General features: G+C 70.8%; 14 protein-coding genes. 4 read left to right on the forward strand and 10 right to left on the reverse strand.

From position 1 onward, the window contains the following. Positions 1-345 precede the first annotated feature (345 nt). Positions 346-1,656, forward strand: coding sequence for an outer membrane protein assembly factor BamB family protein (locus tag H4281_RS28860; protein WP_182894052.1), 1,311 nt, complete (start codon positions 346-348; stop codon positions 1,654-1,656). Here the strand turns inward: H4281_RS28860 and H4281_RS28865 are convergent. Continuing rightward, positions 1,646-2,140 (reverse strand): DinB family protein, encoded by a 495-nt coding sequence (locus H4281_RS28865; RefSeq protein WP_182894332.1) that lies wholly within the window; start codon positions 2,138-2,140, stop codon positions 1,646-1,648. The two genes, H4281_RS28860 and H4281_RS28865, sit on opposite strands and share 11 nt — an antisense overlap. Before the next feature lie 49 nt (positions 2,141-2,189). On the opposite strand from H4281_RS28865, the gene H4281_RS28870 reads away from it, so the two are divergent. Beyond that, positions 2,190-3,368: a DUF6236 family protein gene (locus H4281_RS28870; protein WP_182894053.1), complete on the forward strand. Its 1,179-nt coding sequence runs from the start codon at positions 2,190-2,192 to the stop codon at positions 3,366-3,368. A 26-nt stretch (positions 3,369-3,394) separates the two neighbouring features. On the opposite strand, the gene H4281_RS28875 is transcribed toward H4281_RS28870, so the two are convergent. The 3 genes from H4281_RS28875 to H4281_RS28885 form a co-directional block, all read right to left on the reverse strand. Then, a complete protein-coding gene (locus H4281_RS28875; protein WP_312872195.1) occupies positions 3,395-6,184 on the reverse strand; it encodes an AfsR/SARP family transcriptional regulator in 2,790 nt (929 codons plus the stop codon). Positions 6,185-6,336: 152 nt separating this feature from the next. Then, positions 6,337-6,426, reverse strand: coding sequence for an ANTAR domain-containing protein (locus H4281_RS28880; RefSeq protein WP_182894054.1), 90 nt, complete (start codon positions 6,424-6,426; stop codon positions 6,337-6,339). Continuing rightward, the gene (locus H4281_RS28885; RefSeq protein ID WP_182894055.1) at positions 6,423-6,650 is read right to left on the reverse strand and encodes a hypothetical protein; all 228 of its coding nucleotides are present in this window, start codon (positions 6,648-6,650) and stop codon (positions 6,423-6,425) included. The genes H4281_RS28880 and H4281_RS28885 overlap by 4 nt, the downstream gene beginning before the upstream one ends. A 339-nt stretch (positions 6,651-6,989) precedes the next feature. Here H4281_RS28885 and H4281_RS28890 point away from each other — a divergent pair, with 339 nt between their 5' ends. Beyond that, positions 6,990-7,472 carry a hypothetical protein gene (locus H4281_RS28890; RefSeq protein WP_182894056.1) on the forward strand — a complete coding sequence of 161 codons (483 nt, stop codon included), beginning with the start codon at positions 6,990-6,992 and terminating at the stop codon, positions 7,470-7,472. 2 nt (positions 7,473-7,474) lie between these two features. Here the strand turns inward: H4281_RS28890 and H4281_RS28895 are convergent, their stop codons facing one another. The 5 genes from H4281_RS28895 to H4281_RS28915 all read right to left on the reverse strand — a co-directional run bounded on the left by H4281_RS28895 (position 7,475) and on the right by H4281_RS28915 (position 11,084). Beyond that, positions 7,475-7,885 (reverse strand): hypothetical protein, encoded by a 411-nt coding sequence (locus tag H4281_RS28895; RefSeq protein WP_182894057.1) that lies wholly within the window; start codon positions 7,883-7,885, stop codon positions 7,475-7,477. Positions 7,886-7,944: 59 nt separating this feature from the next. Next, positions 7,945-8,772, reverse strand: a complete 828-nt coding sequence (locus H4281_RS28900; RefSeq protein WP_182894058.1) for an SCO6745 family protein — start codon at positions 8,770-8,772, stop codon at positions 7,945-7,947. A gap of 7 nt (positions 8,773-8,779) precedes the next feature. Next, a complete protein-coding gene (locus tag H4281_RS28905) occupies positions 8,780-9,205 on the reverse strand; it encodes a HutD/Ves family protein (protein WP_182894059.1) in 426 nt (141 codons plus the stop codon). Positions 9,206-9,214: 9 nt separating this feature from the next. Further along, positions 9,215-10,435 (reverse strand): MFS transporter, encoded by a 1,221-nt coding sequence (locus H4281_RS28910; RefSeq protein WP_182894060.1) that lies wholly within the window; start codon positions 10,433-10,435, stop codon positions 9,215-9,217. 67 nt (positions 10,436-10,502) lie between these two features. Beyond that, positions 10,503-11,084, reverse strand: coding sequence for a TetR/AcrR family transcriptional regulator (locus H4281_RS28915; RefSeq protein WP_237600930.1), 582 nt, complete (start codon positions 11,082-11,084; stop codon positions 10,503-10,505). A 102-nt stretch (positions 11,085-11,186) separates the two neighbouring features. On the opposite strand from H4281_RS28915, the gene H4281_RS28920 reads away from it, so the two are divergent. Further along, entirely contained in the window at positions 11,187-12,140 is a 954-nt protein-coding gene (locus H4281_RS28920) for a hypothetical protein (protein ID WP_182894062.1), read from the forward strand. 12 nt (positions 12,141-12,152) lie between these two features. On the opposite strand, the gene H4281_RS28925 is transcribed toward H4281_RS28920, so the two are convergent. Further along, on the reverse strand, positions 12,153-12,437 hold the full coding sequence (locus tag H4281_RS28925; RefSeq protein WP_182894063.1) for a hypothetical protein: 285 nt from the start codon (positions 12,435-12,437) through the stop codon (positions 12,153-12,155). Positions 12,438-12,453: the final 16 nt, after the last annotated feature.

Below are 12,453 nucleotides of genomic sequence, written 5' to 3' on the forward strand. Positions count from 1 at the left end.
AGGGATTCGGCGCCGGGCGGGAGCCGGATTGGCCAGGCCGCGGCAAAGGTCGGGGAATGCCAGTCGGGCACGGTTCCGGTGCGGGCGTCGGCCGCCATCTGCCGAGCTCGTCGCACAGCGCTGCCGGAAGGATCCGCGGACGGAAGGTCATGGCAGGCATGCGCAGCCGGACCGAACGCGGACGGGTGGGCGTGTTTCACCCGTCCGGGTAGCCGCGCGGACGCGTGACACCTTTTTCGCCGCATTTGCGCAATCTCGCGCACAGACGGCCGTTCTGTCGGCTAAGTTCCCGGACGACTCCGAATGGAGCAGTGATTCGGGAGAATGGGGACACCGATGCGGCGAATGTTGATCACTGCGGCCTGTCTGGGGGTGCTGGCGGCCACGGCCGCGTGCGGCGGCGGGGCCGCCCCGACCCTGCCCACCGACCAGGCCGGACCGGCCGGGCAGGCGCCCGCCTCCTCCGCCGAACCGGAAGCGGTCACCGCGGACCCGCCGATGGCGTTCGACACGAGCAAAGGCGTCGCGCTGCCCAGCACGGCGCTGCAGGCCAACATGGGCGGCTCGGTGACGTCGAAGTTCATGACGCTGCGCGACCGCACCGGCTACATCATCGCCCCCGAATCGCTGAGCGCGGTCGACGTCCTCACCGGCCGCGAGAAGTTCACCACCAAGATCGAGGGCCCGGCCGCCGACCCGAACGCGCACAAGGGCCCGTTCGTCGAGCAGAGCGGGCCGCGCCCGCCGCTCGTCACCGGCAAACTCGCCGTCGGGGCCGTCCCGCTGCGGATGCCCGAGCAGGGCACCACGCCCGGCTACCTCGCGCTCGCCGTCATCGCGGTGAATCCCGAAACCGGGGCCAAGGCCTGGCAGACGAACACCAAGATCGCCGACGACCAGTACGGGATCAGCGGCGACCGTTCGGTCACGCACGTCGTCGCGGTCACCGACAAGGCTGTGGTCGCGAGCTTCGCGCAGTCGGAGGGCAACCTCACCGTCGCACTGGACCCGGCGACCGGGAAACAGCTGTGGGAGCGCAAGGACTACGACGCGGGCAGCCTGAACGGCGACGTCGTGGTCGGCGTCGACTCCAACGTGGCCGAGAATTCGTCCATGGTCCAGGCGACCGCGCTCGACCTCGCCACCGGCCAGCAGAAGTGGGTCGGCGCCGCGAAGTCCAGCGCGGTCGAGATCCTGCCCGCCGATCCCGCGATGGTGGTCCTGAAGGCCAACGAGTACAGCAGCGGCCACGCCTTCCTGAAGTTCCTCGACCCGGCGACAGGCGCGGAGAAGTTCTCCGTGGAAGGCACCCGGAACCTGGGCCCCGACTCGTACGGCGACTGCCTGTACGACGAGCAGTCGGTGCTCGCCTGCACCGACTCCGGCGTGCTGACCGCGTACGACGCGAAGGCCGGGACCAAACTGTGGAGCCTGCCGGACCAGGCCGCGAACCGCGTCGCGCCGGGCGGCCTGACCGTCGCCTGGCACGGCGCGCTGTACGGCTACACCAACGGAAGGCAGCCGATCGTGCTCGACGCCAAGACCGGCAAGGACCTGTCCACCGAGGTGGGTTTCGTGCCGGACTGGGTCAGCAAGTACGCCGCGGCAGGCGTCGACAAGGACGGCTCGCCCAAGGCGTATCCGGTCAAGAAGTAGCCGGCGCGCCGTCCTCCGCGAGGATCTGCTCGCGGAGGATGTCCGCGTGCCCGCAATGCTGCGCGAGTTCCCGCAGAACGTGCAGGTAGACGAAGCGCAGCGGCAACGGGCCGCGCCGGTTGCCGGGCAGGACGTCGGTCAGTTCGAGCGGCGCGGTCGCCTGACGCGCGGCTTCGCACGCCTCGCGGTGCTCCTGCTGGATCGACGCGATGGTGTCGTCCTCGGCGAGGTCGAACGATTCGTCGGGCGTCTCCGGGATCCCGATCTCGGCCCGGGAACGACCGGTGACGGCTTCGTCGAACCAGACCTTCTCCACGAAGGTCACGTGTTTGACCAGCCCGAGCAACGTGGTCTTCGACGGCACGAGCGACCGGCGGGCCTGCTCCTCGGTGAGCCCGTCGAGGCAGTGCTGAAGCGCGTCGCGGTGCTCGTTGACGAAGTACTCGAACTGAGCCTTGGCGGGGTTGTCGATCGCTGATTCCATGGGCACGGGTCCAGCTTGCCGGAACGCCGGAGCCAGGTGAAGGAGCAGCATGCCGTCGCTCGCCCTGTACTACCCGTGGACGCACGTCCAGAACGACAACTGGCTCAAGCTCGCGCTGCTGACCTGGGATCGTCTGGCCCGGATGCGCCCGCCCGGGGCGGAAGACCGGGACGGGGACCTCGTCCGCCGTCTTCGCGCCGAGACCGACTTCCTCGTGGAGACCGCGCCGAGCGCCGCTGTCCTGGACGTCGTCGCCGAGTCGTTCGGCGAGATCTTCGACGTGGATCCCGGCCGCCTGCTGGACCGGTTCGGGCTGGACGAGCCGCGAACGTTCCACGGAGACCTGAGAGGGCCGGGCTGGCGCGGGTACGCGCCGCCGATCACCCAGCACGTGGTGACGGGGCCGCCACCGGTCGAGGTGCTGACTGCGGTCCCGGTCGACGGCCCCGGCGCGAAGATGACCAGCACCCTGCGGGACGGGCTTCTCGGCATCGGCCTCGCGGTGCCGATGGACGGGCCATGGGTCGGCCTCGACCCGAAACTGGCCTCGATCTACCTCGCCGTGCTGGCCGACGCGATGAGCAGGCGCGAAGCGCTGTCACCGGTCACCGACGACCCGCGCATGCACCACGCGACCGGTGCGCTCGACCGGCTGGTGTCGCTGGTGTTCGACGAGCACGTTCCGCTTCCGGCGGTGGAAAACGTCTCCGGCGCCTACCTGCAGATCGCGCTCGAGACGGTGCTCGAACCGTCCCATGTGGACCGGGTGCCGGTGGAAAAGCTCATCAGGTTCCGGGAAACGCACCGGGCCGGACTCGCCGCGTTCCAGGCGCACGTCGCGAGCCTCGGCCCGGAACTGCAAGCCGTCGCCGCAGTGGAGAATCTGGAAGTGGCGGCAGCGCATCTGCGCGCGCTGTACGAAACCCGGACGCGGCCGCAGCTGGACGAACTCCGCAAAGCGTTGCGCGGAATGGGCATCGAGGCTTCCGCGGGAACGCTGGTGCAGAAGATCGACCTCAACGTTGCTGCGGGCACAGTGCTCGGCAGTGTCGCCGCCGCGGGCGGGCAGTTGGCGGTAGCGGGGGCGGCGGTCGCCGTGACGCTCGTGCCCTATCTGGCGGGGAAGGCGAAGGCTCGTCGGCAGCAGGTGACGAAGTCGCCGGTCGCGTATTTGCTTGCCGCGGACCGGAAACTCACCGGACGCGCATTGCTGCGGCGCGACCGCTAGAACAACCGCCTGCTGGACTGCGCGGTTCACCGCGACGCGGACGTCCTCCCGGAATCGAGCCGGGCCAGTGCCGTTTCCACCGCGTTGACCTCCGCGAACCGGCCTTGGGCGCGGAACAGGTCGAGCGCCAGCTGCCACGCCGCGCGGGCCTTGCCGGAGTCGCCCGTTTCGCGGTGGGTGTGGCCGAGATGTTCGAGGGTGTCGGCTTCGAGGTAGGTGTTGCCGGATTCCCGGTACAGCGCGAGCGCTTCGCGGTAATGCTCGATGGCGTCGGCGTGGCGGCCGGTGTGGTGGGCGATGTGCGCGAGGCTGTCGAGGACGTCGGCTACCGCCGGATGGTTCGCTGCCCGGTAAAGCCGGAGCGCGCGCTCGCAATGCGGCCGGGCCTGCTCGTGCCGGCCGAGGAGGGTGAGATACCAGCCGACGCCGTTCTGGGCCTGTGCTTCCCACACCGGGTTTCCGAGCGGGCGGAACAGCGCCAGCGAGCGCTGGGCGTGCTCGAGCGCGGCGCGCTGGTCGCCGTGCAGTTCCCAGGTTTGGGCGAGGTCGTGTTCGATGATCGCCCGGACGCGCCGGTCCTCGCCCCGGCCGGCCAGGTCCAGGGCTTCGGCGAGGTGGGCGAGGGCGTCGTCGTGCCGAGCTCCGCGGGCGCAGGCCAGTCCGTAGCGGCGGTGGGCGAGGACGCGGGTTTCCGGAGTTCCGAGCGCGTCGGCTGCCTGCACGGCGAGGGGCCAGACCGCGAGGTCGTCGTGCAGGAATCCGCGCCGGTAGTGGTACGCGGTCAAGGCCAAGGCGATCTGCCACGCGGGTTGGTGCCACGCTTGCGCGGAGGCGACGCGCTGGGCGTCGAGAAGGCAGTCGTGGTCCGCGTCGAACCAGTCGAGGGCTTCGCCGGTGCTCGCCGGCGGATGCGGATAGGGATGGTCGTGTCCGGTGTCGATGCCCTGCGGGAGAACTCCGTGCGGATGCAGGACACGGTTTCCGGCCAGCGCGGTGCCAGTGTAGTAGCCGATGACGCGGACCAGCGCGGCGGTGCGCGCCTCGGCGGGAAGGCCGGTGTGGGTCCTCGCGAAAAGGCGGACCAGGTCGTGCATCCGGTAGCGGCCGGGCGAGTCCTGCTCCACGAGGGAAACTCGTTCCAGGGCAAGAAGAATCGCCGCGACCGCGTTGGGGGACAACCCGGTGAGGTTGGCGGCCGCGCGGACGCTGATGTCGGGTCCGGGTGCGAGGCCGAGCAATTCGAATACCTCGGCGTGCTGCGCCGGGAGCGCGCGCAGGGACCACGACAGGACCGCGGCGACACTGGCGTCGCCGTCGTCGAGCGCGCTCACGTCGGTGAGTTCGGCGGCCAGCGCGGCCAACGGGAAGCCGGGGTGTTCGGCGGCGCGGGCGGCCAGGATTCCCAGCGCCAGGGGAGAGCCGGCGCAACGGGTGACGAGTTGTTCGGCAGCGTCGGGGTCGGCATCGAGATAATCCGGGCCGAGCCGGGCGAGCAGGACGCTTCGGGCGTGTGACGCGGGCAGCGGCCGGACCGCGAGCGGTGTGGCGCCGTGCGTTGTCGTCAGGCTGGTCATGCGGTTGCGGCTGGTCACGACGACGGCGCAACTCGGCTCGCCCGGCAGCAGCGGCGTGATCTGGCTGGTGTCGCGGGCATTGTCGAGGACGACGAGGACGCGTTTCCCGGCGAGAAGCGTGCGGTAGAGCGCGGTCTGCGCGTCGGGGTCGGCGGGGATGGCAGTGCCGGTGACGCCGAGTGCGTGCAGAAAACCGCGTAGCGCGACATCAGGCGCGGTCGGGTCTCCGTCCGGGCTGAAGCCGCGCAGGTCGGCGTAGAGGCGGCCGTCCGGGAACGCGGTCGATTGCCGATGGGCCCAGTGCAGCGCGAGTGCGGTTTTGCCCATTCCGCCCCCGCCGTGCAGGACGGTGACGGGGACGGTGGGGTGTTGTCCGGCGAGGGTGTCGAGGTGGCGCAGTTCGTCTTCGCGGCCGGCGAACCGAGGCGGCGGGGACGGAAGCTGCTGGGGGACGGGCGCGGCCCACGCCCGCAACGGCGCGGGCGTAGGGGTTTGGGCGGCAAGGATTTCCTCGTGCACCGCGCGCAGGTGCGGGGACGGGTCAGCACCGAGTTCGTCGAGAAGCATCGTGCGGGTTCGCTGATAGCGGGCGAGGGCTTCGTCCGTGCGGCCGCTGTGGTGCAGGGCGCGCATGAGGGCGGCAGCGATGCGTTCGTCCAGCGGGTATTCGTCCGCGCGCCGGGCCAGGAGACTGAGGACGGCACCGTGCTGTCCTCGGCGCAACTGCCGGTCGGCGTAGTCGAGTTCGGCGGCGGTGCGCTGGCGGGTGAGGGAATGCCGGACGTTGTCGGCCCACGCCGAATCGAGCCCGAGCAAGGCGTCGCCCTGCCACCGGTCGAGGGCCCGCTCGTACAACCGCGCGGCCTCGGCGTCGTCGGCGGTCGCGCGGGCCTGGCTGACCAGGTCGGCGAACTGGTGCAGATCGAGCGCGTCCGGCCTGGGCAGCGGGATGACGTATCCGCCGGACCGCCGTTCGATGCCGCCGCCGTGCGGCTGCAGGACCCGGCGGAGGCGCGCGACGTAGGTCTGCAGCGCGTTCGCGACGCGGGACGGCGGATGCTCGCCCCACACCCTGCTCACGAGCTGATCGGCCGGAACGACCCGGCCGGCGTCGAGCAGCAGAGCGGCCAGCACGAGCCGCTGCCGCGCGTGCCCGACCGCCAGCACCTCGCCGCCCGCGGTCGCGCCGACCTCGCCCAGCACCCGGAACTCCAGCGCCATCGCGTAGCCTCCCCGGTCCACCGGACGAGGCTAAAGCATTGCCGAGCGGGCATGAATCGGAAATAGGGGCTCAGGCGATCGAGGACAGCCCGGACGGGGACGCTCCCCGGACGATCCGGTCCGCGACCTCGCTGAGCTTCATCCGTTGCGTGCGGGGCGTGCGTGCGCAGCCGTTAGAACGCCTCTCCCGCCTCGATGCTCAGGTGCGCGGCGAGAATCCCCTTGGCCTGTTCGAGCACGACCCGGGAGTTCAGCGCGGTCACACGCTGGTCGCCAGCAGGTGCGACGCGGCCGGGACGAGCAGCGGCTGCTGGCTCAGTTCCGGATCGGCGCAGCCGCCCTCGCGCAGGTACGCGATGGCACGCCGCGCGGCCGCCGGGGAAACCGGCCGGTCGCCGATCAGCCGCACCGGATCGGGCCTGCGGCCCACCCGGGCCGGCACTTCGCCGTCGGGGAAGTGCTGCCGGACGATCGAGCCGGACTGCACGGTGCCGAGGGTCCCCCCGCGTCGTGGCTCATGGCGCAATCGAACTCGAGATCGTGCACACTGAGCGTTCCCGCGTCATTGCGGGAGACGTGCGCCCGGGCAGCGGAGCGCTGCCTGCCGGGCAGGCGATTCCGGGCCGGAGGAAACGCCGTCCCTCGGCAGCGCGCCGAATGCGAAAACGCCGCACCGGGAGACCGCGTTGTCGCCGTGCTGGACGAATTGGCCCGGAAAACGGCTTCTTTTCCGTATCGCTGTCCTCGTTGCCGCGCTCCGGTCATTGAAAGTCCTCAGTGGACAGTCGGGCACGGGTGCCGTGGACCCCTCCCGGACCGCGCCGGGATGCTGGGTCGCGGAAAGCGGCTCGCGGCGAAAGGCGAGGAGGACTTCACGGCCGAGGACTGGGCGACCCTGCAACGCGCGATGATGGCGTCCGGGATCCTGGTCGGGCTTTCGGTCGGCGGGGTCGATTCGGACGAAATGTTCGCGCTGGTGAAGACCTTGCGGGAAGCGAGCGTCGCGCACCCGCGGCGGTTCATCCGCGAGGTCGCCGCCTCGTCGGCCTTCGACACGGGCCTGCGGCCGGGCGTCAAATACTCCGAATACCTGCCGTACGCGGAAAAGACCATCCGCTCGGCCGCGTCGATCGTCGCGAGCGCCGCGCCGGCGGAGCTGCCGGACTTCCGCGAGTTCCTGGTGGAGATCGCCACCGTCGTCGCCGAGGTGAACCAGGAGGGCGGATTCCTCGGGGTGGGCGCGCAACGCCGGACGCCCAAGGAGGTCGCTGCGACGGACGCCGTCCGCCTCGCCGCGCGGCACGACTGAGGTCACTTGATCGCGGTGACTGCTCCGACGACGGCCCCGTAGAGCACGAAGACGTTGACCAGCGCGATAAACGACGGCTGGAGCCAGCGGACGAACGGCGCGGCCTGATTGGGCAACGGGGTGCCGTCGGCGTCGAGCGCTTTCTCGCCGGGCCGGGACGCGAGCAGCGAGACGAGGCCGAACAGGGCACAGAGGGTGAACGGGAACCATTGGCCGTGCAAGGGATTCCACAGACGCTGCGCGCCGCCCCACGCCGCGGAAACCGCACCGGTCATGGCGGCGAAGTTGGTCAGCGATTGGACGGTGACGAAATCGCTGACGTTCTTCGTGCCCGCCGGTGCGGCGTCGCCGAGGTTGCCGCTGGTGGGTTCAGCGGCAGCGGTGGTGGTGGCGAAGGCTTTGGCGATGGACATGAGGCACCTCGTCGTGACTCGGGTTACCCGAAGTCGCGGCGAGGGCCGGGCTTGTTACGTCACCGCGATCCGGCGGCCACCAGCTTCGCCGTGATCGGTTCCAGCACGGCGATCAGCTCGTCGAGTTCGGCCGCCGACAGAGCTTCATACGGCGCAGCGGCGAGCTCGTCGGTCATGCTCTCGATGCGCTGCTTCACCGCACGGCCCGCCTCGGTGAACCGGCCCTCGGCGTCGACGAGACCTCGTTCGCGCAGGCCGTTCATGATCGCGGCCAACCGCTTCTTCGGCAGGTGATGCACGCGCCCGAACGACTCCGGCGGGTGGATTCCCATCTCCAGCGCGGAGAGGATATGCGCTTCCGCCCCGCCGATCCGCGCGCCGACCAGCGCGGCGATGTGCCCGTCCCCGCGATGCTCGCGCAGCATGGTCGCGGAATGCCACAGCCGGGCAACGGGATCGCTCGGCACCGGCAGGGTGCGCATCCCGGCGTACATCATCCGGCCCTCGACGGGGGCGCTCGTCGCGGCCTTGGCGGTCAGATCGGCGGCGCGCACCAGTCCCGGCGAGCTGGCCAGTTCGTCGCCGAGGATCCGGCGCACCGAAGCGGCGCTGCCTCGTTCCCGCGCCGCGACGGACGCCTCGGGCGGGATCGTCTCCCACGCGCTCGGGATGTGCCGCGCGGCCTCACCGTCGGCGAAGTTGTAGAACGCTGCGTGGACGACCTCCGCCGGCACCCGGCCCAGCGGCGCGGCCCGGCTGGCGAAGTACCCGTCCCAGTAGGTGCGGTGGCCGAGTGCGGCCAGTTCCTCGTTGCATTCGTCGGCGAAGAAGGTGACGAGGCAGATCGGCTCAAGGAGCTCGAACATGCGCCGGGCGGTGCTGGTCATCGCTGCATCATGCCAGCGTCGTGAGGAAAACGTCGGCGATTTGCCCGCCGAGGTCGATCGTCGCGACCGCTCCGTCCGTGCCGCTCTCCGCGGGGGAGCGAAGGACGACCTCCGCCCGGTACAGCCCGCGCCGGGTCATCACGTTGAGGGCGCGGGTCGGCTGATCCAGGGCGACGCTCACGGTGTCCTCCCCGGCGAACCGGATCTGGTCGCCGCGCCCGAGGTCCGTCGGGGTCCCGTTGACGGTCAGCCGGAGCGGCCCGAGAGCGGTGAAAAGCCGGTCGATTCCCGGGAAAGACGAGAACGGCGCGTCCTCGAGCAGGTCCGCGACGCTGATCCGCCACCGGGACGGATCGGCGTCGGCGGCGAGTTCGCGGGTGGTGCCTGCGCCGTTGCGCCAGGCGACCGGGGCGACTTCGGACGGGATGAGCATCAGAGCATCTCACTCGCTCTCCGCGACAGACGCAAACCCGGCCCGCTGACGCGTGCGCAACGCCCGGCGCACCAGCGCGGGCACCGGAAGCACCGGCACGAGAACGATCCCCGCGAGAATCAGCCAGCCACCGGCTCCCGCACCGGCCAGCAGCCCGGTGACGACCGCCGGGCCGACCGCGCTGACGGCGGATTCGGTCGTCGCGACAACGCCCTGGTATTGCCCTTCCGCGTCCCGCGCCATCAACCGCAGCGACAACCCCCACCGGCACGACACGAAGAAAAGCTCCCCGACGAACATGGCCACGACTCCGGCGGCGAGCACCGCGAAGGCCAGGAGCGTGCTGCGCGGCCACGCACCCGTCGCGTACAGCAAGCACGCGAGTGCCAGGAAAATCCCCGCCCAGCGCGCCGCGCGCACCGCGTTGACCACCCGCTTCGCACCCTCAGTGAAGCGCACCTGCAACAATGCGATCGCAAGCGAACTGACCACGACGGCGAACGCCGAAGTCCACGGAGGGGCGGCCGTCGCCTGGAAAACCCACACCGGAAGCCCGGTCGAGAGCATCGCCCAGCACAACGTCAGGGGCGCGGTGGCGAGCATGACGGCGAGGAACGGCCAGTCGCGCACCGCCCGGGTGGCGACGTGCTGACGCGCCTGCGGGACCGGCGGAACGTGCGGAACCCGAGACGTCAAACCGGCCGCGGCCAAGTACGCGGCCGCAGTCACCAGCAACGCAGCGAAGAACGGCGTCGCAGTGCCGACCGTCAGCACCGCGCCACCCGCGAGGCCGCCGAGCGCGTAGGAGATGTGCTGGACGACTCTCGACTGCGCGAGAACCCGCAGCCGCGATTCCTGCGCTGTCAGTTTGCAGACAAGGGTTACCCGGACTCCGCCGGCGGCGCTCTGCGCACCAGCGGAAACAGCCGACGCGAGGATCAGCGACCACAGGCTGTCCACCCAGACGAACCCCACGACCGCGGTCGCTCGCGCGGCGGACAGCGCGACGAGCAGGATCCGCGGCCCGGCCCGGTCGGCGAGAACACCCATCGGCAGGACGGCGAGCAGCCCGATCCCGCTGCCCAATCCCATGCCGACGCCCATTTCCGCGGCCGGGAAGCCCCTGATCCGGGTGAGGTAGACAGCCCACACGGTGAACCACAAACCGTCGCCGAGGCCGGTGATGCCGTGCGCGGTGAGCAGCCTGGCCGTAATGGCGCGTTGTCGCACGGTCTCCCCAGTCTGTCCCCAGTTCAGTCCGGAGGGGATACCCGGTGCGCCGGGTGTTAAGCGGGGTTCACCGCGGCAAAAGCGTGCGGACCGCGTCGGGGAACCCGGTCACGCCGTCCGGCCCGGACAGCGCCAGGTTGAAGAGAAACCCGGGCAGGAGCGCCACAATCGCCTGCGCGAGAGCCTCGGCAGGTGCGCCGGTCCAGGTCCCGGCCTCCTGGCGGCTGCGCACGAGGCCGGCCACCTCGGCGCTCATCTCGGCCGATGCGGCGGTGAGGCGTTCGGCGAGGTCCGGGTTGCGCTGGGCTTCCGACCAGACCAGCACGGCCATGCTCGCCAGTTCCCGGTCGCGGTGCAGGTCGGTGACGGCCTCCAGCAGTTCCGCCATCACCTCGCCGACGCCGTGCTCGCCGCTGCCGCGAGCGAGGGCTGTGCGCAGCACGCCGGTGACGTCGTCGAGGTTCTGCGCGGCGACCGCGACGATCATGTCGTCCTTCTTCGGGAAGTACCGGTAGACCGCGCCCGCGGACTTGCCCGCCTCGGTGAAGACGTCCTGCATCGACGTGCGGTGGAAGCCGTCGCGGAGGAAACAGCGGCGCGCGGCCGCCAGGATTTCGCCCCGCTGGTCGTCCTTGTACTGCTGGCTCACCCTCGGCAACGTCCGCTCCTCGCCTTGACACCCGTCGGGAGGGAAGCCTAGCGTAAAAGAAAAGCGGATGTCCGTCCTCTTTTAGTGTCAGGAGAACCCGCCATGCCGATGACCCCCGTCCCGGACCTCACGCTGACCCCGGTCGCGGCCTTCCCGGAGAAGTACTTCCCGGAAAACCTCGCCGTCCGCTCCGACGGGTCGGTGCTGGTCACCGTCCTCCTGCAACAGGAGCTGTGGATCGTGCCGGAGCCGCGGCGCCCCGTTCTCGTGCACCGCTTCGACCATCCCGTGACGGGGATCGCCGAGGTCCGGCCGGACGTCTTCGTGCTCAGCCTGACCGAGGGGTACACGACGCACGAATCGCATCTGGCCCGGCTGGACCTCACCGGCTGGACGCCGGGCGAACCGGTCGCCCCGGAGATCATCTTCACCTTCGACGACCGCGTGCGCGCACTCAACGGCAGCTGCCTGCTCGGCCGCGGAGTACTGGCCGTCGCCGACTGCTTCGCCGGGCTGATCTGGCGCGTCGACCTCGACGCCGACGCCCGCGGTGCGCGGGCCCGGATCTGGCTGGCCCACGACACCATGGCCGACGACCCGGACGCCGAGATCGCCCCGCCGCGGCAGCCAGGCGTCAACGGCGTCCGGTACAGCGCGCGGACCGGATACCTCTACTACACGTCCACCGCGCAGAAAGTCTTCATGCGCGTGCCGGTCGATCCCGAGACGCTCGACCCGGCCGGTGCCGCGGAATTCGTCGCCGCGATCGACAACGCCGACGACTTCGCCCTCGACGACGAGGCCGGGTTCGCTTACGTGACAAGGCATCGCGCCAACACGCTCGACCGAGTGCCGCTCATTCCGCGGCACGGCAGCGAAGTCCGGCACGTCGCGGGCGAGCCGTTCGACGAACGCCTGGTCGGGCCGTCCAGTGCCGCCTGGGTTCCCGGCCAGGAAGGCCGAGCCTTCTACGTGACCACGGACGGCGGCACGACCGCCCCGCCGGACGGGATTCTGCGCAACGCCATGCTGCTGCGGGCGGAACTGCATCCGTAAAGCGCGGAGGGATCACCGCGCCGGACCGCCTGGCCCCGGCTCGGCCCGCGTGCCGTCCGCGGGCTGGGCGGGCACGCTCACCGTCGGCAGGAGCTGGGCCAGCTGTTCCGGCGAACCAGGCTGGGCCGGGGCCGGCGGGTCGCGGTGGATCGGGCCGCAGCCGTGGATTCCCTGATCGGCCGGGACGGACATCGGACACACCTGCGTCGCGCTGGCTGTCGCGGTCATGGCGGCGAAGGCCAGCGCCGCACCGGCGGCGACCGTCGCGATTCGGCACCAGCGGACGGCATCGGACATGACAACTCACCTTCAT

It is taken from the genome of Amycolatopsis dendrobii, from assembly GCF_014145675.1.
Classification (GTDB): Bacteria; Actinomycetota; Actinomycetes; order Mycobacteriales; family Pseudonocardiaceae; genus Amycolatopsis; species Amycolatopsis dendrobii.